Source organism: Mycobacterium sp. (genome assembly GCF_029961025.1).
Lineage (GTDB): Bacteria > Actinomycetota > Actinomycetes > Mycobacteriales > Mycobacteriaceae > Mycobacterium.
The window spans coordinates 189979-216265 of sequence record NZ_JASBVP010000007.1 but is presented as its reverse complement, the minus strand read 5'-3'; the positions used below and the strand labels follow the sequence as shown (position 1 = coordinate 216265).

General features: G+C 70.7%; 21 protein-coding genes and 1 pseudogene. 5 read left to right on the top strand and 17 right to left on the bottom strand.

Going from position 1 to position 26287, the window contains the following annotated elements:
* Nucleotides 1-27 precede the first annotated feature (27 nt).
* The 6 genes and pseudogenes from tsaB to QJR12_RS10695 form a co-directional block, all read right to left on the bottom strand.
* Nucleotides 28-666 (bottom strand): annotated as a pseudogene (tsaB, locus tag QJR12_RS10720) (tRNA (adenosine(37)-N6)-threonylcarbamoyltransferase complex dimerization subunit type 1 TsaB); the annotation flags it as partial.
* A complete protein-coding gene (gene tsaE, locus QJR12_RS10715) occupies nucleotides 663-1112 on the bottom strand; it encodes a tRNA (adenosine(37)-N6)-threonylcarbamoyltransferase complex ATPase subunit type 1 TsaE (protein WP_300582420.1) in 450 nt (149 codons plus the stop codon). The pseudogene tsaB and the gene tsaE, both read right to left, overlap by 4 nt.
* A 76-nt stretch (nucleotides 1113-1188) precedes the next feature.
* Nucleotides 1189-2277: an alpha/beta hydrolase gene (locus tag QJR12_RS10710; RefSeq protein WP_300581778.1), complete on the bottom strand. Its 1089-nt coding sequence runs from the start codon at nucleotides 2275-2277 to the stop codon at nucleotides 1189-1191.
* A gap of 13 nt (nucleotides 2278-2290) precedes the next feature.
* Nucleotides 2291-3469, bottom strand: a complete 1179-nt coding sequence (gene alr / locus QJR12_RS10705; protein ID WP_300581774.1) for an alanine racemase — start codon at nucleotides 3467-3469, stop codon at nucleotides 2291-2293.
* A gap of 75 nt (nucleotides 3470-3544) precedes the next feature.
* Complete coding sequence (locus tag QJR12_RS10700) at nucleotides 3545-4924, bottom strand: glutamate decarboxylase (RefSeq protein ID WP_300582417.1); 1380 nt, start codon at nucleotides 4922-4924, stop codon at nucleotides 3545-3547.
* A gap of 54 nt (nucleotides 4925-4978) precedes the next feature.
* Nucleotides 4979-6412, bottom strand: coding sequence for an NAD(P)H-hydrate dehydratase (locus QJR12_RS10695; protein ID WP_300581771.1), 1434 nt, complete (start codon nucleotides 6410-6412; stop codon nucleotides 4979-4981).
* A gap of 152 nt (nucleotides 6413-6564) precedes the next feature.
* Here QJR12_RS10695 and QJR12_RS10690 point away from each other — a divergent pair, with 152 nt between their 5' ends.
* Complete coding sequence (locus tag QJR12_RS10690; RefSeq protein WP_300581769.1) at nucleotides 6565-7491, top strand: class I SAM-dependent methyltransferase; 927 nt, start codon at nucleotides 6565-6567, stop codon at nucleotides 7489-7491.
* Nucleotides 7492-7576: 85 nt separating this feature from the next.
* On the opposite strand, the gene glmS is transcribed toward QJR12_RS10690, so the two are convergent.
* Complete coding sequence (glmS, locus tag QJR12_RS10685) at nucleotides 7577-9445, bottom strand: glutamine--fructose-6-phosphate transaminase (isomerizing) (protein WP_300581766.1); 1869 nt, start codon at nucleotides 9443-9445, stop codon at nucleotides 7577-7579.
* 108 nt (nucleotides 9446-9553) lie between these two features.
* Between glmS and QJR12_RS10680 the strand changes: the two genes are divergently transcribed.
* On the top strand, nucleotides 9554-10396 hold the full coding sequence (locus QJR12_RS10680) for a hypothetical protein (RefSeq protein ID WP_300581763.1): 843 nt from the start codon (nucleotides 9554-9556) through the stop codon (nucleotides 10394-10396).
* A 66-nt stretch (nucleotides 10397-10462) separates the two neighbouring features.
* Nucleotides 10463-11515, top strand: coding sequence for an LLM class F420-dependent oxidoreductase (locus QJR12_RS10675; RefSeq protein WP_300581760.1), 1053 nt, complete (start codon nucleotides 10463-10465; stop codon nucleotides 11513-11515).
* Between the two features lie 38 nt (nucleotides 11516-11553).
* Here the strand turns inward: QJR12_RS10675 and QJR12_RS10670 are convergent, their stop codons facing one another.
* From QJR12_RS10670 to eccCa, 9 genes are all read right to left on the bottom strand, one after another.
* Nucleotides 11554-13077 (bottom strand): hypothetical protein, encoded by a 1524-nt coding sequence (locus QJR12_RS10670; RefSeq protein ID WP_300581758.1) that lies wholly within the window; start codon nucleotides 13075-13077, stop codon nucleotides 11554-11556.
* Nucleotides 13078-13080: 3 nt separating this feature from the next.
* Complete coding sequence (locus tag QJR12_RS10665; RefSeq protein WP_300581756.1) at nucleotides 13081-13386, bottom strand: type VII secretion target; 306 nt, start codon at nucleotides 13384-13386, stop codon at nucleotides 13081-13083.
* 46 nt (nucleotides 13387-13432) lie between these two features.
* Nucleotides 13433-14770, bottom strand: a complete 1338-nt coding sequence (gene glmM / locus QJR12_RS10660) for a phosphoglucosamine mutase (protein WP_300581754.1) — start codon at nucleotides 14768-14770, stop codon at nucleotides 13433-13435.
* Between the two features lie 109 nt (nucleotides 14771-14879).
* Nucleotides 14880-15359, bottom strand: coding sequence for a 30S ribosomal protein S9 (rpsI, locus tag QJR12_RS10655; protein ID WP_300581751.1), 480 nt, complete (start codon nucleotides 15357-15359; stop codon nucleotides 14880-14882).
* On the bottom strand, nucleotides 15356-15799 hold the full coding sequence (gene rplM / locus QJR12_RS10650) for a 50S ribosomal protein L13 (protein WP_300581749.1): 444 nt from the start codon (nucleotides 15797-15799) through the stop codon (nucleotides 15356-15358). Before rplM ends, rpsI begins: the two co-directional genes overlap by 4 nt.
* 330 nt (nucleotides 15800-16129) lie before the next feature.
* Nucleotides 16130-16426 (bottom strand): WXG100 family type VII secretion target, encoded by a 297-nt coding sequence (locus tag QJR12_RS10645; RefSeq protein ID WP_300581746.1) that lies wholly within the window; start codon nucleotides 16424-16426, stop codon nucleotides 16130-16132.
* 11 nt (nucleotides 16427-16437) lie between these two features.
* Nucleotides 16438-16764, bottom strand: a complete 327-nt coding sequence (locus tag QJR12_RS10640; protein WP_300581743.1) for a WXG100 family type VII secretion target — start codon at nucleotides 16762-16764, stop codon at nucleotides 16438-16440.
* Between the two features lie 68 nt (nucleotides 16765-16832).
* The gene (locus QJR12_RS10635; protein ID WP_300581741.1) at nucleotides 16833-18086 is read right to left on the bottom strand and encodes a type VII secretion-associated protein; all 1254 of its coding nucleotides are present in this window, start codon (nucleotides 18084-18086) and stop codon (nucleotides 16833-16835) included.
* Nucleotides 18083-21979 carry a type VII secretion protein EccCa gene (eccCa, locus tag QJR12_RS10630; protein ID WP_300581739.1) on the bottom strand — a complete coding sequence of 1299 codons (3897 nt, stop codon included), beginning with the start codon at nucleotides 21977-21979 and terminating at the stop codon, nucleotides 18083-18085. Before eccCa ends, QJR12_RS10635 begins: the two co-directional genes overlap by 4 nt.
* Before the next feature lie 117 nt (nucleotides 21980-22096).
* Here eccCa and eccD point away from each other — a divergent pair, with 117 nt between their 5' ends.
* Together eccD and mycP are read left to right on the top strand one after the other, a co-directional pair.
* Complete coding sequence (gene eccD / locus QJR12_RS10625) at nucleotides 22097-23509, top strand: type VII secretion integral membrane protein EccD (protein WP_300581737.1); 1413 nt, start codon at nucleotides 22097-22099, stop codon at nucleotides 23507-23509.
* A gap of 2 nt (nucleotides 23510-23511) precedes the next feature.
* The gene (mycP, locus tag QJR12_RS10620; RefSeq protein WP_300581735.1) at nucleotides 23512-24903 is read left to right on the top strand and encodes a type VII secretion-associated serine protease mycosin; all 1392 of its coding nucleotides are present in this window, start codon (nucleotides 23512-23514) and stop codon (nucleotides 24901-24903) included.
* Here the strand turns inward: mycP and eccB are convergent.
* Nucleotides 24802-26277 (bottom strand): type VII secretion protein EccB, encoded by a 1476-nt coding sequence (gene eccB, locus QJR12_RS10615; protein WP_300581733.1) that lies wholly within the window; start codon nucleotides 26275-26277, stop codon nucleotides 24802-24804. The two genes, mycP and eccB, sit on opposite strands and share 102 nt — an antisense overlap.
* Between the last annotated feature and the right edge of the window lie 10 nt (nucleotides 26278-26287).

Sequence of the window (26287 nt, the reverse complement as noted above, 5' to 3'; positions counted from 1 at the left end):
GGCGCCGCGGGCGGCCGCGCGCTCCAGCAGCGTCTTGGCGTCCGGCCGGCGCAGATACATCGGCACCGGCGGCGCCGCCTCCTCGGACCAGTCGGCCACCGCGGCCACCAAACCGGCGGGTGTGGGGTAGGCCGGCCCGCACCGCGGCAGGGCGAACAGCGCCGCATGCTCGGGTGAGCCGGCCACCGCTTGCACGGCGCGGGCATCGACGTCGGCCGGGGCGGTGACCGCCGGGCCGTGGGTGCGGTGACCGTCCCGGTAACGCGCCCAGTAGATTTCTCGTCGGCGGGCATCGGTGACCACCAGCGTCTCACCAGTGGTCAGCACGCCGATCGCATCCAGGCTGCACACCCCGTGCACCGGAATGCCCAGCGCATGCCCGTAGGCCGCGGCGGTGGCCACCCCCACCCGCAGGCCGGTGAACGGTCCGGGACCGCAACCCACCACCACGGCGTCGAGATCCGCCATCGCCAACCCGGCATCGGCAAGCGCAGCCAACACGTTCGGGGTGATGTGCTCGGCGTGTGCCCGGGCCTCGACGGTAACCCGCTGCGCCAGCACGTCGACCCGGCCGCCGGGCAAACAGCTCAGCCGCACGATCCCCGCGGTGACCGCGGGGGTGGCGGTGTCCAGTGCCAGCACCAGCCGAGCGGAATCATCGCTCATAGCTTCCATGGTCCGCTCCACCGCCAGGTGGCGATCCGCGTATCGGTGTCACCGGCCCGCTCGAGACGGACGTCGAGATGCCGCTCGGAGAGCCTCTCGGCCAGGCCCGCTCCCCACTCCACCACGACAACCGCCTGGTCAAGCTCGGTGTCTAGGTCCAGCGAGTCCAGCTCGGCCAGCAGCTCGCCACCTTGGTGATCCAACAGCCGGTAGCAGTCGACGTGAATCATCGCCGGTGCACCGGGCCGGCGGGGCCGATGCACCCGGGCGAGCACGAACGTCGGCGATATCACCGGCCCCTCAACATCCATGCCCTCGGCAATCCCCTTGGCCAGCACGGTTTTTCCGGAACCCAGCGGACCGGACAACACCACCACATCGCCGGCGCGCAGCTGCTTACCCAGCTGGGATCCCAGCGCCACGGTGTCCTCGACACGCGCCAGCATCGCCCTGCCGGACCGTGGCGATCGCCAGCCCGGCGAGGCCAAGCCCTGAGCCTCGCCCGGCGGCCGGTTCGGCGGATCACACATGAGGGCGGGCTCGCTCACGCAACCGCCGGGTCAATGCGACCAGTCTGCCCGGGGTGGCCCGCTCCACCAGCCGGATCAACCCGTCGTTGATGGCGTCGGGTTGTTCCAGCTGCACCAGATGCCCGGCGTCAGGAACGATGTCCAGTTCGGCGTCCCAGAGCGCGGCGGCCATCGCCCTGGAGTACCCCGGCGGGGTGAGCAGGTCGTGCTCACCGCAGGCGATCAGCGTCGGGATTCTCGAAAGCGTGGGCAACGCCGCGCTTTCATCGTGCACCTCCAGCGCGTGCAGAAAACCCACCACGGTGGCGATCGGGGTGTCGTGCATCATCTGCTCGGAGAACGCCACCACGCTCGGGCTGATCTTTTCGTTACCGTAGGAGGCGGCCCGCAGGATCGGTCCGATCAACGGCCGGGCCACGCCCCGCCCGCGGTGCACCAGATTCGGCGCGTACCGGACGGTGAGCTGCACGGCCTCCAGCGCCGGATTCCTCAGGATCTCGCCCAGCGGGGATCGCGACACGCCTTTGGCGGCGGAGGAAATCAACGCGGCGCCCACGATACGGCTGCCGTAGTGGTGCGGGAACTGCCGGGCGTGCGACAGCACCGTCATGCCGCCCATGGAATGCCCGACCAGAATCACCGGGCCGCGCGGCACCGCGGCCCGCAGCACCGTCTCCAAGTCCACACCGAGCTGCGGCACCGTATAGGTGTCGGGGGAGGCTTCGCCGGAACGGCCATGCCCGCGCTGGTCGTAGAAAACCATCCGCACCTGCGGACCCCACTCGTCGGTTAGCCGAACCCGCTGGAAATAAAACGAATCCATGCGCAAACAGAATCCGTGGATGAACACCACGGTCAGCCGGGCGTCCCTCGGCCCGACGTCGCGCACCGCCAACGTCACCCCGTCGGGGGTGCTCACCCACGAGTTCCGGTCGCCGTCGAGCATCGTGAAATCCTCGCCCGCGTACGGGTCCTCGGCGGTGGTGTGCCGGGTCATCGAGCGCGCGATGCCGGCCCCGGCGACCGCGCCCACCGCGGTCAACCCGGCAGCACCCGCCAGCCAGCGCGTGCGCCACCGCACCCGCCGCGCACCGTTATCGCTCAACGGTTTCGGCCTCGCGATACGTCCTGATAATGCGTCCCCGGGGACTGGTCACCACCTCGTAGTGGATGGTGTCGAGCAGGTCGGCCCAGTCCTGGGCGGTGGGTTCGCCGTGGGTGCCGGGCCCGAACAAAATCGCCTCATCCCCCTCGGCCACGTCGACCTTGCCGGGGCCGAGATCGACGACGAATTGGTCCATGCATATCCGCCCGACCCCACGTCGGCGCTTACCGTTGATCAGCACCTCCAGGCGCCCGCCCAGCGCCCGGAACACGCCGTCGGCGTAGCCGACCGGCAGCAACGCCACGGCGGTGTCGCGCTCGGCGATCCAGGTGTGCCCGTAGGACACCCCCTCCCCGGCGCGGATCGCGCGTACCAGTGCGACCGCGCATTTCACCGTCATCGCCGGCACCAAGCCCATATCGCCGCGCCCGGGGATGGGGCTGAGCCCGTAGATGGCGATCCCCGGCCGCACCAGGTCGAACGCCATGTCGGGCCGAGTCAGCGTGGCCGACGAATTCGCCAGGTGCGCCACCTCGAAGCGCACCCCCTGGCTGTCGGCCTGGCTCAGCATCTCGCGAAACCGTTGGGCCTGAGCCTCGTTGGTCGGATGGTCGGGATTATCGGCATACACCAAATGCGACATGATGCCCCGCAACCGGATGGCGTCGTCACCGGCGGCCCGGCGCAACGCCGTCAGCAGCTGCGGGAATTGGTCCGCGCCCACCCCGTTGCGGTTCAGCCCGGTGTCGACCTTGACGGTCACCGTTGCCGGCTGACCGGTCCGGCGCACCGCGTCGAGCAGTTCCGCGAGTTGGCGCACCGAGGACACCGCGATCTGCACACCGGCCCGCAGCGCGGGCCCGAAATCGGTCCCGGGCCGGTGCAGCCACGCCAGCACCGGTGCGGTAATGCCGTCGGCCCGCAGCTGCAGCGCCTCGTCGATGGTGGCCACGCCGAGCTCGGCGGCTCCGGCCGCCAGTGCGGTGCGGGCGACGGGCACCGCGCCGTGCCCGTAGCCGTCGGCTTTGACGACCGCCATCAGCTGCGCGGACCCGGCACGCTCGCGCAGCAGCCGCACATTGTGCGCGACGGCCCGCAGATCCACCGCCGCCTCGGCGAGCAGGCCGGCGGACGTCGGTGCCGTAGCGGACAGCGGGGTTGTCTGCATGAGTGTCTCGCACCCGATTGTCCCAGAAGCGCCGACGGCCGCACCGGCCCGGTGACGCCGCGTTGCCGCCGGGCGTCAGTGGGCGAAGTGCCTGGCGGTGAAGTAGCCACCGGGTTTGAGCCGGTCCAGATGGGACAACGCGGTGATGATGTGGTCGCCCAGCGCCCGGGCCAGGTCCGCGGAGAAGCCCTCCCGCACCACGATGCGCAGCACGGAGACGTCCTCGGCATCGGCCGGCATGGTGTAGGCGGGCACCTGCCAGCCACAGGTCCGCAGCTCGTGGGAAACGTCGAACTCGGTGTAGTCGCGGGCCCCGCGAAGCCGGGCGCACACCACCGGGATCGCCGAACCGTCCGAGATCAGCTCGAACTGCCCGCTGGCGGCGAGCCGGTCAGCCAACCAGCGCGCGGTCTGCGACAGCGTCCGCATCACCTGGGTGTAGCCCTCACGGCCCAGCCGCAGGAAGTTGTAGTACTGCCCCACCACCTGGTTGCCCGGGCGGGAGAAGTTCAGCGTGAACGTCGGCATATCCCCGCCCAGGTAATTGACCCGAAAGATCAGTTCCTCGGGCAGATGTTCGTGGCTGCGCCACACGATGAATCCGATGCCGGGGTAGGTCAGCCCGTATTTGTGGCCGCTGACGTTGATGGACACCACCCGGGGCAGCCGAAAATCCCACACCAGGCCCGGGTGCAAAAACGGCACCGCGAAACCCCCGCTGGCCGCGTCGACGTGCACCGGCACGTCCACACCGCCGCCGGCCGCCAGGGTGTCCAGGGCCGCGCAGATCTCCGCGACCGGCTCCAGTTCCCCGGTGAAGGTGGTGCCCAGGATCGCCACCACGCCGATGGTGTCCTCGTCGACCGCCTCGACCACTTGCTCGGGGGTGATCACGTAGCGGCCCTTTTCCATCGGCAGATATCGGGGCTCGACGTCGAAGTAGCGGCAGAACTTCTCCCAGACCACTTGCACGTTGGAGCCCATCACCAAATTGGGGGTGCGGCCTTTCCAGCCGGCGCCGACGCGCTCTCGCCAGCGCCATTTCAACGCCAGCCCGCCGAGCATCACCGCCTCGGAAGACCCGATGGTGGAGACCCCGGTGGCGCTGGTGGGGTCGTCGTCACGCAAGCCCTCGGCGTGGAAGAGGTCGGCCACCATCGACACACAGCGCGCTTCGATGGCCGCGGTGGCCGGGTATTCGTCCTTGTCGATCATGTTCTTGTCGAACGCCTCGGCCATCAGCTTCTCGGCCTCGGGATCCATCCAGGTGGTGACGAAGGTGGCCAGGTTCAGCCGGGAACTGCCGTCCAGCATCAGCTCGTCGTGCACGAAGCGGTAAGCGGCCTCGGGATCCATCGACTCGTCGGGCAGCCGTAGCGCCGGGACCGGGGCGGTGAACAGCCGCCCGGTGTAGGCGGGGCTGATCGAGTGCGGGATGGGCGGGTGCTGGGGCACGGTCTGGGGCACGGCAGATCCTTTCTCACGTTTCTCGCGTCGTCGGTGCGGCCGCTAGAGGCCGGCCACGGCGGCTCGGATGTGCTCGATGATGCGTGACGCCGACGTTGGCGCGGGGCCGGGACCGGGATCGGCGGCCGACAGGTTCGCCGCCCGCGCGTGCACGAACGCCGCCGCGGCGGCCGCCTCGGCCGCCGGCAGTCCGGCGGCCAGCAGCGCACCGATCATGCCGGACAGCACGTCACCGGATCCGGCGGTGGCCGCCCACGACTGGCCGGCCGGGTTTAAGTAGACCGGGCCGCCGGGATCGGCGATCACGGTGACATTCCCCTTCAACAGCACGGTCGCTTGCAGCCTGGCGGCGAGCTCACGGGCGGCGCCCACCCGGTCCTCACCGGGTGGCCCGCCGGCCAGCCGGGAGAACTCCCCGGCATGCGGTGTCAGCACCGTCGGCGCGTCGCGGTTGACCACCGGCTCCGGGTGAGCCGCCACCAAAGTCAGCCCGTCGGCGTCGACGATGACGGGCAGGTCGGTGTCCAGGGCGTACCACAGCGCGGCGGCGGCGTCCTGGTCGGTCCCGATGCCCGGGCCCACGACCCAGGCCTGGACTCGCCCACAGGCGGCGGCGGTGGGCGCGGCGACGACTTCCGGCCAGTGCGCGAGCACCTCACGCAGCGCGCTGCCCGCGTAGCGGACCATGCCGGAGGTGGCCGCGACCGCGCCGCCGGTGCACAGCACGGCCGCACCCGGATACCTCGACGAGCCCGCCAGGATGCCGGTTACTCCCTGGGTGTACTTGTCGTCGGTGGGGCCGGGCACCGGCCAGCGGGCCTTGACGTCGGCGGCCTCGAAACCCAGCACGTCGGCCGGCGGCAGGTCGAGTCCGATATCGACCAACTCGACGCGGCCGCAGTCGGCGAGCGCATGCACGGGTTTGAGCCCGCCGAAGGTGACGGTCAGCGCGGCATGCACGGCGGGGCCGGTGATCGCCCCGGTGTGCACGTCGATACCGCTGGGAATGTCGACGGCCACCACCGGGATCCCACCCGCCCCCGGGGCTTCCAGGGCGGCGAACACCTCGGCCGCCTCCGGGCGCAATGGCCCGGAGCCCGAGATACCCACCACGCCGTCGATGACCAGATCGGTCTTCTCGGTCGCGACCCGTTGCACAACCCGTCCACCGGCCTTGCGGAACGCCGCCAACGCCGTGCGGTGGGCGCGCTGCGGGTTGAGCAGCACCGCGTCGGCGGCGGCCCCGCGGCGGCGCAGGAAGGTCGCCGCCCACAGCGCGTCGCCGCCGTTGTCGCCGGATCCGACCACCGCGCACACCCGCCGGCCGGCGACCCCGCCGGTGCGGGCGACCAACTCCCGGATGCACGCGGTGGCCAGCCCGAAAGCGGCCCGCCGCATCAGTGCGCCGTCCGGCAGGCTGGCCAGCAGCGGCGCCTCGGCCGCACGGATGGTGTCAACGCAGTAGTAGGAGCGCATCACCGCCAGGATTCCACGCCTGCGGGCGATGCGTTGGCCGGCACCGAAACTTCACCGGCGCTACCCGGCCGGGCCGCCACGCTCAGGTTGCCGCGTACAGTCGACGATAAGACTGAAGTTAAATTTGCTAACTAATTTTGGAAGGGAGTGCCATGCCACGCACGGACAACGACACCTGGGATCTCGCGACCAGCGTAGGAGCCACCGCAACCGGCGTCGCGGTGGGACGCGCTTTGGCCAGTCGTGGCCCCAACCCGTTGATCAATGACCCGTTCGCCGAGCCGCTGGTCCGGGCGGTGGGGGTGGATTTCTTCACCCGCTTGGTCACCGGCGAGTTGGATCCCGCCGAGGTCGACGACGGTGGCGCGTGGGGGATGGCGCGGATGGGCGAGATGATGGCGGCGCGCACCCGATACTTCGACGACTTTTTCACCGCGGCCACCGCGAGCGGAATCCGTCAGGCGGTCATCTTGGCCTCAGGCCTGGACGCCCGCGCGTATCGGCTCGCCTGGCCGGCCGGGACCACGGTGTATGAGATCGACCAGCCGCAGGTCATCGAGTTCAAGACCAGAACGCTGGCACAGTTGGGCGCTTCCCCGACCGCCGAGCGGCGAACAGTGCCCGTCGATTTGCGCCAGGACTGGCCGGCCGCGTTGACGGCAGCCGGTTTCGACCCGGCCCAGCCCACCGCGTGGAGCGCCGAAGGCCTGATGCCGTTCCTGCCGCCGGACGCCCAGGACCGCCTTCTGGACAACATCACCCTGCTCAGCGCGGTGCACAGCCGGTTGGCCACCGAGAACATGGCAGCCGCCGGCCGGGTGATGCCGATGTTGGCGCAGCGGATGCGCCGGTTCGCCGATGGCTGGCGTGAGCACGGGTTGGACCTGGAGATAACGGACCTGTGGTATCCGGGTGACCGCAACGACGTGGCCGCATACCTCAGCGCCCGCGGCTGGCACACCACTACCATCGCCGCGGCGGAACTACTTTCCTCCCAAGGCTTTCCAGCCCCAGCCGACGACGAAGAGGAGGCGACGGTGCTCGACGCGCTGGCCTACGTCACCGCCAGCCGCGACTAGGACGCCACCGTCCCTGCGCCCTGACAATGGACGCAACGGGGTGAAGCCGACGACCCGCATTCGGTTGCTCCGCAGCGCAGCTCCGCTATTCGACGGTGACGGACTTGGCGAGATTGCGCGGCTTGTCGACGTCGTAGCCGCGGGCCTGGGCCACCGACGCGGCGAACACCTGCAGCGGGACGGTGGCCAGCAGCGGTTGAAAAAGCGTCGACGCCGCAGGAATTTCGATCAAATGGTCCGCGTAGGGACGGACCGTATCGTCGCCCTCCTCGGCAATCACGATGGTGGTCGCGCCGCGGGCCTGGATCTCACGGATATTGGATAGCAGCTTGGTGTGCAAAGTGGCGGAGTTCTTCGGCGAGGGCATCACGACGATGACCGGCAGGCCGTCTTCGATCAGCGCGATCGGGCCGTGCTTGAGCTCGCCGGCGGCGAAGCCCTCGGCGTGCATGTAGGCCAGTTCCTTGAGTTTCAACGCCCCTTCCAGCGCCACCGGGTAACCGACGTGGCGACCCAGGAACAGGATCGTCGAGGCCCGGGCGAAACGGTGCCCCAGCGCGACCACCGGCTCGATCCCGGTGAGCACCCGGGCTACCTGATCGGCCATGGATTCCAGCTCGCGGTACTCGCGCTCGACCTCGTCGGGGTATTTGGTCCCGCGGGCCTGCGCCAACGCCAGTCCCAGCAGGTAATTGGCGACGATCTGCGCCAGAAACGTTTTCGTGGCGGCCACGGCGATCTCGGGGCCGGCGCGGGTGTAGAGCACCGCATCGCATTCGCGCGGGATCTGCGAGCCGTTGGTGTTGCAGATCGCCAGCACCTTGGCCTTCTGCGCCTTGGCATGCCGCACCGCCTCCAGGGTGTCGGCGGTCTCCCCCGACTGGGAGATGGCCACCACCAGGGTGCTGCGGTCCAGCACGGGATCCCGGTAGCGGAATTCACTGGCGACTTCCACCTCCACCGGCAGCCGGGTCCAATGCTCGATCGCGTACTTGGCCAACAGCCCCGAGTGATACGCGGTGCCGCAGGCGACCACGAACACCTTGTCGATGTCGCGCAGCTCCTGGTCGGAGAGCCGCTGCTCGTCGAGCACGATCCGGCCGTCGACGAAATGGCCCAACAGGGTGTCGGCCACCGCGGCGGGCTGTTCGGCGATCTCCTTGAGCATGAAGTACGCGTAGCCGCCCTTCTCGGCGGCCGCCAGATCCCAGTCGATGTGAAACCGGCGGGCGCTCGCGTCGTCGGGGTTGCCGTGAAAGTCGCTGATCCGATAGCCGTCGGCGGTGATCACCACCGCCTGGTCCGGACCCAGTTCGACGGCCTCGCGGGTGTGCTCGATGAACGCCGCCACGTCGGAGCCGACGAACATTTCCCGCTCGCCGATCCCAAGCACCAGCGGCGTCGAGCGGCGGGCCGCCACGATGGTGCCGGGCTCATCGGCGTTGGCGAACACCAGGGTGAAGTGGCCCTCCAGTCGGCGCAGCACGGCCAGCACCGAGGCGACGAAGTCACCGGCGGTGTCGCCATGGCGATACGCCTGCGAGACCAGGTGCACCGCAACCTCGGTGTCGGTGTCGCTGGCGAACTCCACACCGGATGACTCCAGTTCGCGGCGCAGGGTCGCGTAGTTCTCGATGATGCCGTTGTGGACGACGGCGATTTTGCCGGCGGCATCGCGGTGCGGGTGCGCGTTGCGGTCGGTGGGGTGCCCATGGGTGGCCCAGCGGGTGTGACCGAGACCGGTGGTGCCGGTCAGCGCCGCCGGCGCCATCTCGGCCACCGCGGCGTCCAGGTTAGCCAGCCGCCCGGCGCGCCGGCGCACGGTCAGGGCGCCGTTCCCGTTGACCAGGGCGATGCCGGCCGAGTCGTAGCCGCGGTATTCCATCCGGTGCAGCGCATTCATCACGACGTCGCGGGCGCAGCGGTACCCGACGTAACCGACGATCCCGCACATAGCCCCTCAGGGTAGTGCAGCACCGCCGTGGGCACGGCTGTCCTGGCGGCCCGGCACCCTCGCGTCGGGCAGTCGAGCCGGCCCGCCACGGTGCGCTACCGTCAACGGGTGACCAGCCTTCGCGCGCTCGCCGCCGCTCTCGCCCGCCGCGGCCCGCACCGCGTTTTGCGTGGCGACCTGGCGTTTGTCGGCCTGCCCGGGGTGGTGTACACACCCGCGGCGGGGTCGAGGCTGCCCGCCATCGCCTTCGGCCACGACTGGCTCACCGGCGTGGGCCGCTACGGCGGTCTGCTGGAGCACCTGGCGTCCTGGGGCATCGTGGCCGCCGCCCCGGACACCGAACGAGGACCGGCGCCCTCGGTGCTGAATCTGGCTTACGATTTGGGCACCGCGCTCGACATCGTGTCGGGGGTGCGTCTGGGGCCCGGCGCCATCGGCGTGCACCCCGCCAAGCTCGGTTTGGCGGGGCATGGTTTCGGTGGCTCGGCCGCGGTGTTCGCCGCGGCCGGCATGCGACCCAAACCGGCAGCGGTGGCGGCCATCTTTCCGGCGGTCACCGCGCCGTCCGCGCAACAGCCCGCCGCGACACTGACCGTACCGGGCGTGATCTTCAGTGCACCGGGAGATGCAAAGTCATTACGCTTCAACGCTGTTGAGCTTTCACAGGCGTGGGGCACCGCGGTGTTGCGGGTTATCCGCAAAGGCCGGGCCGAGGGCCTGGCCGAGGGCCGTCGGCTGACGAAGGCGTTCGGGCTGGGCGGTCCGCACCGCCCGACGCAAAACGCGGTCCGGGCGCTGCTGACCGGGTATCTGCTCGCCACGCTGGGTGGCGACAGCACCTATCGCGCCTTCGCTGACCCGGACGTGCGTCTGCCCTACACCACCCCCGCCGACGAGGTCGCGAAGCCCGCCAGCCCGGAGGACAAAATTGTCGCGTTGCTGCACCGGTAGAAGCGGTAGCGCCGACGCCGGGACAACCAGGGGGGACGCCGCAACGCGGCGTCCCCGTCGTGATATGTGTCGTTGGTGCGAATCGGCGTCGTCGTGGACTACTCGGGCGGGTTTCGCGAAGCCGCCGATCAGATCGTCGAACTGGAAAAGTCCGGCATCGACATCGCCGTGGTCGCCGAGGCGTATTCCTTTGACGCCGTCAGCCAGCTGGGATATCTGGCCGCCAAGACGTCGACGATCGAGCTGGCCTCCGGGATCTTGCCGATATACACTCGCACCCCGACGCTTTTGGCAATGACCGCCGCCGGTTTGGACTTCGTGTCCGGCGGCCGATTTCGTTTGGGCATCGGCACCTCCGGGCCGCAGGTAATCGAGGGTTTTCACGGTGTGCAGTTCGACGCCCCACTGGGCCGAACCCGCGAAGTTGTGGAGATTTGCCGGCAGGTGTGGCGCCGCGAGGCGGTGCGCTACACCGGCAGGTATTATCAAATCCCGTTGCCGCCAGACCGCGGGTCAGGGTTGGGCAAGCCGCTCCACATCATCAATCGTCCTGTGCGCGAGCGTATTCCAATATCGATTGCCGCGCTGGGACCGAAGAACGTGGAACTCACCGCGGAGATCGCCGAGGGCTGGCAGCCGGTTTTCTTCTATCCGGAGAAGGCCCGGTCGGTGTGGGGCAGCGCGTTGGAATCCGGTTACGCCAAACGGGATCCGGGGCTGGGCTCGCTGGACGTGATGGTGGGCGCAGCGCTGGCCGTCGGCGATGACGTCGACGAGCGGCTGGCGTGGATCAAACCCCAGCTGGCTCTTTATATCGGGGGCATGGGGGCCAAAGGGCGCAACTTCTACCACAATCTGGCCACCCGCTACGGGTTCGGCGCGGTGGCCGACCGGATTCAGGAGCTGTATCTGGCCGGGCGCAAGAAGGAGGCCATCGATGCGGTACCCGACGAGTTGGCGCGGGCCATCTCGCTGGTCGGTCCGCGCCAATGGGTCGCCGAACGCGTAGCCGCGTTCGCCGACGCCGGGGTGACGACGCTGTTGGTCAACACCCTGGCGGTAGACCGCGACGAGTCGGTGCGCTACCTGGAACAGTTACGCCGGCTGCTGCCCGCCTGATCGGTGTGTCTGTGGAGATCGCCGCCGGGCGGGATCCGTCATCGCCCGACCTGGGGAAGACCCTCCGCGGCGGTCGCACACGGGGTCTGTCCCCCCGGCTGCGGGCCCGGCGGTGCCGGTGGCGTGGGTTCGCCGGGCGGTGGCACGCCAACCGCCGATGGCCCGCCGGTCGGGGTAGCCGGCCCCGGGCTGCCCGCCGGCGGCGCATTGCTTCCGGGGATCCCAGGGCCCTCGCCGGGGTCGTCGGGCGCGCCGGCGGGCTTTTCTTCGTCCGGCCGCTGGTCCGTCCGCCCACCGGGGCGGTCGTCGGCCTCCCCCTCGCCCGGACGGTCGGCTGCCTCCTCGCCGTCGGGTGGCTCGTCGGGTTCCTCGGCGTCGGGTTCCTCGGCGTCGGTCAGATCGGGATCGTCGTCGTCAGCCCCGTCATCAAGCACCCCGTCGACACCGGACGGATCGGCCAGTCCCTCGGCCAGGGAGCCCACCAGGCCGCTGATCACGTCGGCGATCTGGCCGACAAGGCTGCCGAGGCTGCCCAGACCCCCGCCGCCGCCGTACGCGCCGAGGTCCCCGGCACCGGCGGGCAGCCCGCCGCCCTCCCCGAACGGCGCCCCCGGTTGCGATACCGGGGGTGCGGTCAGCGCATCCCCGACGTCGGCCATCGGACCATGCGATGGGCTCGGGGCGGTGATCGGCGACGGGCGCGACGGGGCGAGGAGAGGATCGTCGGCAACGGTAGGCAACGAGTCCGCGGCCGGGGACACCGCAGTGACACCCCCTGGGGGTGATCCCGCCGCAGCGGGCGTGACCGGGACGGCGACGTCCGGGTTGGGTGGCAGAACCGGTTCGGCCGGCGGTTCCGGGCAGCCGCACCCGAGATCACCGGGAAGCCGGAACTGTGCCGCGGGTAGCGTGGACAGCCGGTCGGTGAGCGCGTCGTAGGACGCCGCCACCGACTCCAGGGTAAAGCGCATTGCAGTCAGCCAATCCGTGCGGATGTCGCTATCTACGTAGGGCTTTACTTCTCGGCTCACCATCTCGTCCGCGGCCGGCCGGTCCCCCGCCCCGGCCGTCACCGCCTGCGCGGCAGCCAACCACGCCGGACGCTGTGCGAGGGTGCGGTCATCGATGGCCACCGCCGTCGTCACCTTGGCGTCGACCAGCTGCCACAGCTGGTCGAGCAAGTCCGCGCAGCCCTGGGCGGCAGTCCGGACACCGGTGACCACCGTTGCGGCGGCGCCGCAATGACGCCGCAGCGACTCGACGGTGGCGGCCGCCGCCGATCCCGCCCAGTTCGCCGCGAGTTCGGCGAGTTGGTCTCGCTGGATCCGCAGTGCCTCCTCGACCGCGGCGGCCGCAGCCCGCAGTTCGGCGCCGTCGCGATCCAGCGCGTGCAGGTCGAGACCGGCCTCGCTGGCATACCAGTCGCGGACCTGGGAGCCGTGCGCGGTCAGGTCGGGATGCTGATACCCCAGCAGATGACAAGCCCACACGTAACTTTGGGTGTGCTCCGCGGCGGCTGTGCCCTCGGCGTGGCGTGCCGCCACGTCGTATCGCGCGGCCACCGGTCAGCCGATCCCGGACGCGGCGCGCAGTTCGGCGTCGGCGTACCGGTCCGCGCTGGCCCGCAACGCCCTGGCGATCTCACCGGTCGCCAGCGACCACTGCGACACCTCGGCGGCCCACCGCATCAGCGCGGTGCGCAGCGCGTCCCCGCGGGCGCTGTGTGCCCGCCCCGCCGCCGCCCCGCCGAAAGTCAAACACGCCAAATGGTTTCGTGCCACCTCGTCGAGGATCTCCGCGGTGGCCTGGAAACGCCCGGCGAGTGCCCGCACCGCCGCGACGTCGATACTGGCCGTGTCCCGATATCCCATAACTGCTACGACGCCCGGCCCCGCGCCGCGGTTCCATTCGGGCGGCTCAGCTCGACACCCGCACCGACTCGGCGACCCGGCTCGCCAGCCGCCGTGCCACACGTTCGTCGGCCGCTTCCACCATGACCCGGATGAGCTGTTCGGTTCCCGAGGGGCGCACCAGGATTCGCCCGGTGTCACCAAGCTCGGCCTCGGCCTGCCGTACCGCGGCGCGGACCGGCGCCGCGGCGACGGCGGTGGCTTTGTCGGTGACCTCGACGTTGACCAGCACCTGCGGCAGTGCGTGCATCGCCGACGCCAGGCTCGCAAGTGACGACCCGGTCTGCGCCATCCGCGACATCAACCGCAAGCCGGTGAGGATACCGTCACCGGTGGTGGCCAGCGCGGGCATCACGATATGCCCGGATTGCTCGCCGCCGAGGCTGTAGTCCCCGGCGCGCAACGCCTCCAAAACGTAGCGGTCACCGACGTCGGTGGTGCGCACGGTGATCCCCACCGAGCGCATAGCCAGGTGCAGCCCGAGGTTGCTCATCACGGTGGCCACCAGGGTGTCGCGGGCCAGCTCGCCGGCCTCCCGCATCGCCAGCGCCAGCACCGCCATGATGTGGTCGCCGTCGACAACCTCCCCCTCGGCGTCGACCGCCAGGCAGCGGTCGGCGTCCCCGTCGTGCGCGAGCCCCAGATCGGCGCCGTGGGCCAGCACCGCCGCGCGCAGCGGATCCAAATGCGTGGACCCGCACCCCTCGTTGATGTTGAGTCCGTCGGGGCGGGCATTGATCGCAATGACCCGCGCACCGGCCGCGCGGTAGGCGCGCGGGGCCGCCACCGACGCCGCCCCGTGGGCGCAGTCGACGACCACGGTCAGTCTGTCGAGGCGTGTCGGGCAGGCGGTGACCAGCTGGCCGAGGTAGCGATCGATCGCGTCCCCGGCGTCGATGACGCGCCCGATTCCCGCGCCGACGGCCCGCAGACCGGGTCCTGAGGCCAGCAGATCCTCGATCTGGTCTTCGGTGGCATCGTCGAGTTTGTGCCCGCCCGGGCCGAAAATCTTGATCCCGTTGTCCGGCATCGGGTTGTGCGACGCGGAGATCATCACCCCGAAGTCGGCGGCATAGCAGCGGGTCAGGTAGGCCACCGCGGGGGTGGGCAGCACACCGACCCGCAGCGCGTCGACACCCTCGCTGGTCAACCCGGCGATCACCGCGGCCTCCAGCATCTCGCCGCTGGCCCGCGGATCACGGCCGACCACCGCGACCTTCCGTCGACCGGGATCCGGGCTGGCCAGTCTGCGAGCCGCGGCGCCGCCCAGGCCGAGCGCCAGCTCGGCGGTCAGCTCGCGGTTGGCGATTCCGCGGACACCGTCGGTGCCGAACAGTCGACCCATGCGAACACACCTCTCACCGGCGACACACCGCATCCCCGTGGCGAAGCTGTCGGCGGACCCGCCGGCCGGCGATTCCGCATGGTGACACGGGGCGCCCGCCCGACGAATGTCAGCGCTTGCTGTACTGCGGCGCCTTGCGGGCTTTTTTCAGACCGTACTTCTTGCGTTCGGTCGACCGCGGGTCCCGGGTGAGAAATCCCGCCTTCTTCAGCGCGGGCCGATCCTCGGGCGAAACCAGGATCAACGCCCGGGCAATGGCGAGGCGCAGCGCGCCGGCCTGGCCGGAGGGCCCGCCGCCGTTGAGATGGGCGTAGATATCGAAGCTGTTCAGCCGGTCGACGGTGACCAGCGGGGCTTTGATGAGCTGCTGATGGACCTTGTTGGGAAAGTAGTCCTCCAGACTGCGACCGTCGAGGTCGAACTTGCCGGTGCCGGGAACCAGCCGCACCCGCACGACGGCTTCCTTGCGACGGCCGACGGTCTGGATCGGACGCTCGAAAACAAAGGAGGCGGGGGCTTCCCGCTGCTGCGCCGCGCCGGTGGCAGCCTCCGCGGGCGCACCGGCCTCGGTCTCAGCGGTCTGTGTCATTGCCTCACCTGCCTGATCTCGAACGGAACCGGTCGCTGGGCGATGTGGGGATGCTCGGGGCCGGCATAGACACGCAGCTTGCGCTTGATCTGCCGGCCGAGCTTGTTCTTGGGCAGCATGCCGGCGATCGCTTTCTCGACCACCCGATCAGGGTGTTTGGCCATCAGCTCACCGATGCTGCGCCAGTGCAAGCCGCCGGGGTAACCGGAGTGGCGGTAGGCCAGTTTCTTCCGCAGTTTATCGCCGCTGAGGGCGACCTTGGCGGCATTGACGACGATGACGAAATCACCGCCGTCGACGTTGGGTGTGAAGGTCGGCTTGTGCTTGCCGCGCAGCAAGGTGGCCGCGGCGACGGCAAGGCGGCCGAGCACCACGTCCGTGGCGTCGATGACATACCACGACCGCGTGGTGTCACCGGCCTTCGGCGTGTACGTAGGCAAAGCGCTTACCCCACTTTCTCTGCGAGCCCGTCTTTCGGGAGCTGGATCGATCCCGGTATCGCACCCCGGGTGCCGGTCCGGCGTGGACGGCGGGGATTGCTCCCGGCGACCGACGTTGACCCGGGCCCCTGCACACCGCACGGCGTACCGCACGCCAACCGGACAGCTTACCGGCGGGCATCCGCGCAGGTCAAAACTCCTGCCGAGGGGTGCGCACCCGACTGTGTGGTCCCGACGGCTCTCCTCCGTCGGGACCACACAGGGGTTTCCCCCAGAGGCTTCATCCAGCGGGCTGGGCCGCGGCCCGATTACCGACGCGGCATCCGGCCCCTACCCCAACCAGCTTCCGGCCGCCCGGCGATCCGTACCGGCCATGTCCTCAGCGCCGTCTCGGACCGCGTTGCCGAGGTTGACCAGGATCTCGTTGAGCGCCCCGGCCGCTTGATGCCACCTGAGTTGCTCGGCCCGGTAGGCGGCGCCGGCCTCTCGCGTCCAGAGTTCCTGCAAGGGCGCGATCTGAGACCTCAGCTGCTCCAGCGCGGCGTTGAGCCGGGCCGAGGTGGCGTGGATCTCTTGACGAACGGAGTACTCGATCTCGTCGAAGTTGTACGACAACACGGGATCCATCGGTGCCCCGCTCACAGGGTCTGGCCGGACACGGCGATGCGATGGGCATGGATCTCGCCGGCCTGGCGCAACGCGGCCTCGTTGTGGCGGATGGTCTCGGCGATGGTGTGCAGGGCTTGGTGCAGCTTGAGGGACTCCGTGTTCCAGCGCTCTATCACCGCTTTGAACCGGGTAGCTGCGAGCCCACCCCACACCGACGGTGGCACGCTGCTCATCCGGCCGATGAATGCCTGCAGCATCGCCCGGATTTCCTCGTTACGGGCGTCCGTCATGGCAGCGACGGAGCGCATCAAGTCCAAGTCGGTGTTAAGCGTGTTGGTCACTGCCGATGTGCTCACAACAAGTACGACTACGGGGCCTTTCGTTCGGTTCCCGATTTTTCCGGTTCATTGGTTTTACTTCGGTTTTACTTGGTTGCTCGCTGCACCGCGCGGGCGGAGCGCACCGCCTGCTCGCACACCCCGCGCATGGCCTCCTCACCGCCGCGCCGGCTTTGACATCCGACACCGATGCGGATCCCCTCGTCGAGCACCACCGTCCACCGGATGTCATGCGCGGAGCGCACTTCACGGTAGGTCACAGCGGGCCGCCCGGCACTCTGCCCGGCCGGGTCGAAGTCGACGAAGACGCCGGGAGGTTGCGCATCCAGGGCGTGTTTCAGTGATTCTGCGGTGGCGCGCAGGGTGTTCTCCCCGACCGGCGATTGCGTGACGTGCAGCGCCGCCTCCGGGTCCGACGGGGAGGTGAGCTCAATGCGTGCCGGGCCGGGCCCGGCGTCGACCCGCTGCACCCCCCACGCCGCGGGAACCGTCAGCGCGATCCGCTCGGTTACCAGAAACGTCGTCGGTGTTCTCCCGGTGACCGGCGCACGCTGGTTCCCGACCGTGAGCGCCGCCAGCGCGGCGGCCAGCGCGAGACCCGCCGGCAGAACCCGCGCCGGGCGCCGCTTGCGGTGCCGCAACCCGGCACCGTACGCGCGTTCCGCGGAAGGGGGTGCGGGCGGATCCGACGCGGCCGAACCCTTCCTGAGGGCAAGCCGTCGCAGCCGACGGTCGTCAACCACCGCCACGGTCACGCCGGAGCCGTTGAGGCGCACCGCCGTGGCCACCATCGCCGCCAACTCCGCCGCCCCGCTGATCGTGCCCGGGGCGTCGATCAACACGGTCGCGCCCGAACCCCCGGTCAGTTCCGCGACCACCCGCGCAATCCGCTCGGCGATGCCTCTGGGGGATCCGCGGCGGGGCTCGGCAACGCGCTGGGCGCCGGTCACCATCACCAGCCGTTCGGCGATCTCCACGACCACCGCCGGTCGCCCCGTGGTGGCCCCCCCGGCGAGCAGCCAGCACCTGCGGTGGGCCTCGACCTTGCCGGCGAAAACCCCGGCAGCGGCGGTGAGCACGGCAACCCGCGACGGCGACCACCACGATGGGTAGACGAGGACCACGTCGTTGTGGGTTTCCGGGTTCCCTAAGTCCAGCGACCCCAGCACCGTGCGCCACAACGAGGCGACGGCAACCGGGCGCTCGTCGACCAGGGCGACCGTGTCATCCAGTGCCTCCAGCGCGATGCCGGCCATATCGCTGTCGACGGTGGCTGTGCCGCAACACAATCGGCGTATCCCTCCGGGGCCCGTCTCGACGATCGCGCGGTGGGGGCTCACGCCGGGGGGCTCCAGGCCACCTGCACCACCTGCTGGTCACCCCCGCCGGTGACCAGGATGCCGCGCCCCGGTGGCAGTGGTACCGGACCCACGGACCCGATCAGCGGTCCCTCCTCCGGCCGGCCGCTCATAATCAACCCCCCGCAGCCGAAATCGCGCAAGCCGGCAAGCAGCGGCTCGAACACGGCGCGCGCTGCACCCCCGCTGCGCCGGGCCACCACCACATGCAGGCCGACATCTCTGGCGTACGGCAGGTATTCGATGAGCGGTGCCAGCGGGTTACCGGCGGTCGTGGCGACCAGATCGTAATCGTCGACGACGACATACAGCTGTGGGCCCGACCACCAGGATGCGGTTCGCAATTGCGCCGGTGTGGCGTTCGGCGGCGGCAACCGCCGGCGCAGCAGTTCGAGCAGACCGGGCAGCAACGTATCCAGCGCCGGCGCTGATATCGCATGGCCGCCAAGGTGATCCGATTCCACGACGCCGAGCAGGGTGCGCCGGTAATCGATGATGAGCAGTTGTGCGTGCGCCGCGGTGGTGGTTCGCACGATTTCGCGGCACAGCAACCGCAAGGCGCTGGTCTTGCCGCAGCCGTTCTCGCCCAGGATCAGCAGATGCGAACACCGCGCGAAATCCACGGGGACCGGCTGCAGCCGGCGGTCCTCCACGCCCAGCAGAATGTGGGGCCGCAGCCTCTTACCCGCCCGCGCGAGGAGGCCGTCCCGGTCCACCCGCGCGGGCAGCAGCGGTATCGGCGGGGCGACGGACCGTCCGTAGCGGCGGCGCAGCAACTCGCCGGCCTCGGCGACGGCCCCGGCCAATCCGGCGTCCGACGACACCCCGTCCAGCCTGGGCAGGGCGATCACCATCTGCAGCCCCTCGCGGGACAGCCCCCGGCCCGGGCGATCAGGGGGAACCAGCCGCGCCTGCTTGCGGTCCAGCTCGGACTCCGCGGGGTCGCCCAGTCGCAACTCGATTCGGGTGCCGATCTGGTCTTTGAGGGCGGGCCTGATCTCCGCCCACCGGGTCGCCGACAACACCACGTGCACGCCAAACGACAGTCCTTGGGCCGCAAGGGCGGTGATCGGGCCCTCGAGGGTGTCGAACTCGTGACACAGCCTCGCCCAGCCGTCGACGACCAGAAAAACGTCGGCACGGCACCCGGCATCGGTTTGCCCCGCCCGCTGCCGGGGATCCCGGCCGATCGGGTCCCGGCCGGGGTCACGCAACACGGCTTCCCGCTCGCGAACCACCGACTCCAGCTCGGCGATCATGCGCCGGGCCAGCTGCGGCTCGGCCCTGCCGGCCACCGACCCCACCTGCGGCAATGCCCGCACCGCGGCCAGCGTCCCCCCGCCAAAGTCCAGGCAGTAGAACTGCACCCGGTCGGGGTCATGGGTGGCGCAGAGCGCGGTGATCAGGGTGCGCAACGCGGTCGACTTCCCCGATCGGGGTGCACCCACCACCGCCACATTGCCTGCGGCCCCGGACAAGTCGACGATCAGCGGGGCCCGGCGCTGCTCGAAGGGGTGATCGACGACCCCGATCGCCACGGCCAGCCGCTCGGGGCTTGACTCAGCGGTCGCAGCCGCGGCCTCGCGCAGCACCCGGTCCAGCGCCGGTGCCGCCCCGAGCGGCGGCAGCCACACCTCGTGCGCGGGCGGCCCATGCCCGGCCAGCCGATCGATGACCGCCCGCAACACGGTGCGCTCGGGCGTCGCACCGCCGTCGGCGCGTGCGGGTGACTGGAATCTGACCCGCCCGGCCGGCGTCGCGCCGAACCGGTACACCGCGGTCTGCGCGCAACCGGTGGCCGCGCTCGGGGCCGTCGGGCAGGGTCCGGAGACGAACGTGCTCTGAAAGCGGATCAGTTCTCCCGTCGCCGTCCGCAGCCAGGCGGCACCGGGCGTGTTCGGCAGCTGATAGGCGTCCTGGGTTCCAAGGACGATCCGGGACTCGTTGGCGGAAAGGGTTTTCAGGCACACCCGGTAGGACAGGTGCGATTCCAGCCCGCGCAGCCTGCCCTCGTCGAGTCGCTGACTGGCCAGCAGCAGGTGCATCCCCAAAGACCGTCCCAGCCGCCCGATCGCCACGAACACGTCGGCGAAGTCAGGGTGCTGGCTGAGCAGTTCGGAGAACTCGTCGACGATGATGAGCAGCGCCGGCAGCGCGGCCAACCGGCAGCCGGGGCCGCGCGCCCGGGTGTAGGCGGTGACGCTCACGAAATTGCCCGCCGCTCGCAGCAACTCTTGACGGCGGTTCAGCTCGCCGGTCAGTGCATCGCGCATGCGGGCCACCAACGGCGCCTCGTCACACAGGTTGGTGATGATGGCGGCGACGTGGGGCGCCCCGTCCAGGCCGAGGAACGTCGCACCGCCCTTGAAGTCCACCAGCACCAGGTTCAAGACCTCAGGGGAGTTGCGGGCCATCATGCCCAGCGCGACGGTGCGTAAAAACTCCGATTTACCTGACCCGGTAGCGCCGATGCACAGCCCGTGCGGGCCCATGCCGTTTTCGGCGGGCTCTTTGATGTCGAGTTCCACCGCCGTGCCGGCAGCGGTGGTGCCGATGGGAACACGCAGCCGATCCCCGTGGTGGCGGTTGCGCCACAGCGCGGTCGGATCGAATGCGGCGACGTCGCCGATGCCGAGGAGATCCTGCCAGCGCCCGTCGTGCCGGGCGCCGGCGGTGCCCGGCCCGGCCAACCGGTACCCGGCCAGCCGGCGGGCGCACACCAGCGCGTCGAGGAGATCCATCCGGTCCGGCCGGCCGACCGGTTCGCCCTCACCCCCGATGACCAGTGTTTCCGCGGCTACGCACAGCCGCAGACCCCCGGCGCCCGCCGGTTGGCACCCGCTGCCGACCTCCAGGATGGTCAGGCCGGTGATCCCGCGGGAGGTGAGGCGCTCATCGCAGTGGACCCCGTCGACGAGCAGCACCAGGTGCGGTACCGCCGTCCCGGGGGGCCGGCACCGCTGCAGGTGCTTGATCGCGCCTTCGGCCTCGGCCGCGCACGAGTAGCTCATCCGGGCGGCGCCCACCGCATCGGTGGCATACGTATTTCGGTTGTGCGGCAACCACTTCAGCCAATCCCAGTAGATTCGCTCGGGGTCGCCGATCACGGCGATGATCAGCAACCGGTCCGGGGGGTGCAGCACGGCAAGCTCGCAGAGCACCGCGCGCAGAAGTCCACGCGCCGGCGACGGGTCGCCGTCCACCGCCACGACGGCCAGTTCGCGCAGCGCGACCGTGAGCGGAGCCTGCGCGATCGTCGCGTGCGTGTCGATGAAGCGGCGCAGCGCCGCGGCGGTGACCGGATCCGTTCGGTCCGCCGGCCCGGGTGATGGCGGCACCAGCGGGGTGGCAAGTTGCCGGGTTCCCACCCCGACGCGGACATGACAAAAGTCGGGGTCGCAGTCGCGGCGCTCCCACATCCGGCACCCGCCGATCAACGTCCACAGCGAGCCCGGGTCGGGATGACACCGGTTCAGCGACGAGCGCTGCGCGGCGGCGGTCTCGGTGACGGAGTCGCGCAGCCCGTTCAGGTAGTCGAGGTAGTCGGCGCGGTCGGCGGCGATGTCGCCGCCGCGCCCGCGATCACGTCCGGCCGCGGCGCTCAGGCCCACCGAGACCAGCATCATCACCGGGAACGCCAGATACATCGGGTTATGCGCGCCGGTGGAACCGGTGCGCCAGAACGCGGTCGTCATGACCACCGTCGCGAGGGCCGTGATGACCGGGAGCAGGCGGGCCGGCACACCGGCTCGTGACGAGCGCGGGAGCGCCGGGGGTGGCGCAACCGCGATCTCGCCGCTCGCGACCGCCGGTGGCACCCGCCGCGGCGCCGGCAGGAACCCCGTCGTCGCTGCGCCGGTGTCGCGATGCGTCATCGGGGCACCGTAAGCGGGACGCCCCCGGGCCGCAAGCCGGTTGTGGATCAGCGGGCGCATCGCCGGGCGCTACCGCTTAACGTGCCGATACGAGTCTTCGGTCAAAGGGGGTCCCGGGTGTCGGAATCCGATCGCTGTCTGCGCCGGGTCTCGGTGTACGCCGATGCGCTTCACGCCGACCTGGCGCTGCCCGCCGCGGTGCCGGTGGCGGTGCTGATACCCGCGATCGTCGATATCCTGGCGGGCGGCGACGGCCGCGGCAGCGGTCCGGGCGGCGAGGCGACAGCGGGGTACCAGCTGTCCCGGCCGGGCCTACCCGCGCTGGATGCTTCGGCAACATTGGCGCAGAACGGCATCCGCGACGGCGCCGTTCTCCTGCTGACCCGGCGCACAATCGAGTTGCCCGCCCCGCGGTTCGACGACACCGCCCAGGCACTGCGCACCACGCTCGAGACGGCGGCACACCCGTGGACCCGTCGGGCGGGTTTGCTCACCGCCGTCGTCTCGGCGGGCTGGCTGGCGGGCAGCGGCGCGCTGGTGTTGCTGCGGCACTCGTTTGCAGCCGACAACCGCGCAGGCGCCGGTGCCGCGGTTGCCGTCGCGGCGACGGCCGGCGCTGCGGGGGTGCTGGGCGCGGCGTGGGCGCGGCGGGCACGCCGGCACCCGGGTGCCGTGCTGACGCTCGGCCTGCTGGCCGCCGGATTCTCCGCGGTTGCCGGGTTTGTCGCGGTACCCGGCGACCCGGGGGCCCCCAACGTGCTGCTGGCCGCGCTGACCGCGACGGTGGCCGCCGTCGCCACGATCCGGGCGACGGGCTGCGGCACCGTCACACTGACCGCAATCGCGGGTTTCGCGGTTCTCATCGCCCTCACCGCGCTGGCCGAAATCCTGATCGGGGCCCGGCCGGCGGCGATCGGCTCGATATCGGCGGTGGTAGCGCTGGGCCTGCTCGAGGCGGCCGCGCGGGTATCGATCAAGCTGGCCGGCCTGACGCCCCGGCTGCCCTGCCCCGGCGACCCGGCGACGCCGGCACCGGATCCGGAGTCTTTGGGCGCCAAAGCGATCCATGCAGACAACTGGCTGACCAGCCTGACGGCGGCGTGCTCGGCGGCGGCCGCTACGGGCGCCATCGTGGTCGGCGCGGTTTACCCGCCAACACCGCGTTTCGGCGGCGTTGTGTTCGCCGGCCTGGTTGGCGCGGCGCTCTTGCTGCGCGCCCGCGCCCAGGTCGACCTCCGGCGCATCCTGGTGCTGCTCGCCGGCGCGCTGGTCACGATCGGCATCACCCTCGTCGGGGCGGCGGCCGGTTTCCCGCAGCACGCGGTGTGGATCGGCGCGGCGACCGTGATGTTCGCCGGGTTCCCGCTGTGCGTGGCGCTTATCGCACCGGCGATCGGGATCTCCCCCGTCGGGCGCCGCGGGGTTGAGCTGGTCGAGTATCTGCTGCTGGCGGCGCTGGTGCCGGTGGTGTGCTGGATATGCGGCGGCTACGACGCCGCCCGCGAACTGAACCTCGTGAACCTGAGGTGAACGTGTCGGCGTCCCCTGTGCTGCGGTTGGTGCTGGTGGTGGCGCTGGCGTTGCTGTCGCCGGGGGTCACCCCGGCGGCGCGGGCGGTGTCGCCACCACCGATCGACCCCGGCCGGTTGCCGGAGCCGGCGCCGCCGGCGCCGCCGGAGCCCACCGTGCAGCGGGAACCGTGCACCGCGCTGGTGGCCGACTCCGGCGCGAGCCGCGGCGGCGCTCCCGGCCAGCTTTCCGGTCTGGGCTTACCGCAGGCTTGGCGGCTCACGCGCGGGTCGGGGCAGCGGGTGGCGATTATCGACACCGGCGTATCGGCGCATCGCCGGCTTCCGCATCTGGTGGCCGGGGGTGACTACGTGTTCACCGGCGACGGCACCCGAGACTGCGACGGGCACGGCACCGTGGTGGCGGGTATCGTTGCGGCCGCGCCGGAGCCGAAGTCCGGCGACTTCAGCGGCGTCGCTCCCGAGGCCACCGTCATCAGCATCCGCCAGTCCAGCACCAAGTTCGCTCCGCTCGGCAACCGCTCCAGCACCGGTGTCGGCGACGTCGAGACCATGGCGAAAGCCGTGCGGACGGCCGCTGATCTCGGCGCGTCGGTGATCAACATCTCGTCGGTCGCCTGCGTTGCGGTCACGTCGGGGCTCGACGACCGGGCGCTCGGGGCCGCACTGGCCTATGCGGTCGACGTCAAGAACGTCGTGGTGGTCGCCGCGGCCGGCAACACCGGCGGCACCGCGCAATGCCCGCCTCAGCGGTCGGCGGCGACCTGGGACGAGGTCACCGTCGCGGTCAGCCCGGCATGGTACGACGACTATGTGCTGAGTGTCGGTTCGGTGAATACCGCAGGCGCGCCATCGTCGTTCACGCTCGCCGGACCGTGGGTGGACGTCGCGGCCCCGGGTGAGGCGGTCACCTCCCTTAGCCCCACCGGCGAGGGCGTGGTCAATGCGGCTGCGGGACCGGGGGGCGTGGCGGCGCTGTCGGGCACCAGTTACGCCGCGCCGGTCGTCGCCGGACTCGCGGCGCTGATCCGCGCCCGGTTCCCGGTGTTGACCGCACGGCAAGTGATGCAGCGCATCGAAACCACCGCACATCACCCGCCGGGCGGCTGGGATCCGGTTGTCGGCAACGGCGTTGTCGACCCCCTGGCGGCGGTCAGTACCGATGCGCAGCCACCGAACGCCGGTTCCGACACCGCCAAAGCGCCGACGGTGATCGCTCCGCCACCCGCGCCCCGGCCAGCCGACCGTCGCGCCCGCAGCACCGCGTTCACCGGCGCCGCGGCCTGTCTGGCGCTACTCGTCGTGGTCCTCGCCGCTACCGCTGGGCCGGGACGTCTCCGCCGGGCGGGGATGCCGGCGCAGCGGCCCGGCCGCAACGGAATCCCAGGCGATTAAGGCGTTTTCCCTGCCCAGATCGGGCCCGGACGGCAGGGTCGCCAACACCGGCCAGGGTGCCGGGGTCGCCGCCGACGGAAGACCGAGGTCACCCGCCGCGTCGTCGTCGTGGATGGTGAACCGAACACCGGTGTCGGTTACCAAGTATCGGGTGCCGGACTGGGGGTGATCCCCGGACAGGCCGGTGGCACGCACGTAGGCGCTGCGGCCGGGTGGAAGATAGACGCGGTCCAGGGCCGGTCCGGCGCCGTCGGCCTGCGACAGGGTCACCGCCGTCTGACCGGCGGGGACGGGCGGGGTGCCCGCCGCGCGGAACGAGACCTCTGTGCGGTCCGCCCGGGTCGACACCCAGGTCGCACACAGCGTGGAAAAATCCCCGGCCAGCGGCGGTGACGCCCGATCCGGGAAGCTCGATACCGGCAGCGTGTTCACGAGCGCGGCGGCACCGATCACGGCCGGCGCCACCCCGATGATCGCGCCGGCACCCGGAGAGGCGGCAAGACGAATCAGATCGGCCGCGACCCGTCCGATGCGCTGGACACCGGTGCGAAGCACCAGGTAGTACTCCTGGCCGTCGGCGCGCGCGATGGCAACTACACTGCCCACCGCAAACCCCGACAGCGGTCCCGGTCCGTGCCCGCCGGCACCCGGAATCCGGGGAGCCGTGATCGGCGGCACCTCCGGCACCGCCTGCAGCAGCGACCACGAAACAGCGTGCGGAACGGCGTCTTCCAGCCGCAGTGCCCGGACGACCGCGCGGTCGGAGAGGTTCACGATCGCCCGTCGTCCGCCGTAGAGCAGGTAGGTCGATAAACCGGAGTCCGGTGTCACCAGCACGGTCTGCTCGGGGGCGGACTGCGGGGTCACCGTCCCGTCCCGGGGCCCGACGATGAGCGTCGTACCCGAAGACGCCCCGCTTTGGGTGTCGCAGATTGTCCAGACGGGGTCCGCGAGCGGCGGGCCCAGCAACTGCGGGGCACCCGGAATTCCCAGCAGCGAACCGCGTTTGGTGCCGCGCAGCGCGGCTTCGGGCACCGGTGCCGGGTCGACATTTGCCGCCGCGATCAACCGGGCCGAGGCCAGGTTCAGCACCGGATGCCAAGTGTCGCCCAGTCGCACGTACAGCGCTCCGGACTGCTGGCCCATCACAATCGGCTCCTGGCCCAACAGCGGCTGCGGCCGGATGACGGCAAGCAGGGCGCACCCGGTGGCGACGACGGCCGCCAGTGCGCACCCGGTGATCAGTGACACCGCCGGCGCGCGGAGAGGTTCGTCGACCGGGTAGCTATCCCTGCGCAGCAGGGCACACTCCAGCCGGCGCATCAGAAATCGGTAACCACTGACCTGCAATCGCGTTGTTGGTCGGCGCGCCATTGTCGTCCCC

Bases quoted from the DNA above. Each gene is read 5' to 3' on its own strand.
- rpsI (WP_300581751.1), bottom strand. From the start codon at position 15,359: ATGACACAGACCGCTGAGACCGAGGCCGGTGCGCCCGCGGAGGCTGCC.
- QJR12_RS10645 (WP_300581746.1), bottom strand. From the start codon at position 16,426: ATGGATCCCGTGTTGTCGTACAACTTCGACGAGATCGAGTACTCCGTT.
- eccB (WP_300581733.1), bottom strand. From the start codon at position 26,277: ATGGCGCGCCGACCAACAACGCGATTGCAGGTCAGTGGTTACCGATTT.
- glmS (WP_300581766.1), bottom strand. From the start codon at position 9,445: ATGTGCGGGATCGTCGGTTACGTCGGGTACCGCTGCGCCCGCGACGTC.
- tsaE (WP_300582420.1), bottom strand. From the start codon at position 1,112: ATGCTGGCGCGTGTCGAGGACACCGTGGCGCTGGGATCCCAGCTGGGT.
- glmM (WP_300581754.1), bottom strand. From the start codon at position 14,770: ATGGGTCGACTGTTCGGCACCGACGGTGTCCGCGGAATCGCCAACCGC.
- alr (WP_300581774.1), bottom strand. From the start codon at position 3,469: ATGCAGACAACCCCGCTGTCCGCTACGGCACCGACGTCCGCCGGCCTG.
- QJR12_RS10690 (WP_300581769.1), top strand. From the start codon at position 6,565: ATGCCACGCACGGACAACGACACCTGGGATCTCGCGACCAGCGTAGGA.
- QJR12_RS10665 (WP_300581756.1), bottom strand. From the start codon at position 13,386: ATGGGATATCGGGACACGGCCAGTATCGACGTCGCGGCGGTGCGGGCA.
- eccCa (WP_300581739.1), bottom strand. From the start codon at position 21,979: ATGACGCATCGCGACACCGGCGCAGCGACGACGGGGTTCCTGCCGGCG.
- QJR12_RS10695 (WP_300581771.1), bottom strand. From the start codon at position 6,412: ATGCGCTCCTACTACTGCGTTGACACCATCCGTGCGGCCGAGGCGCCG.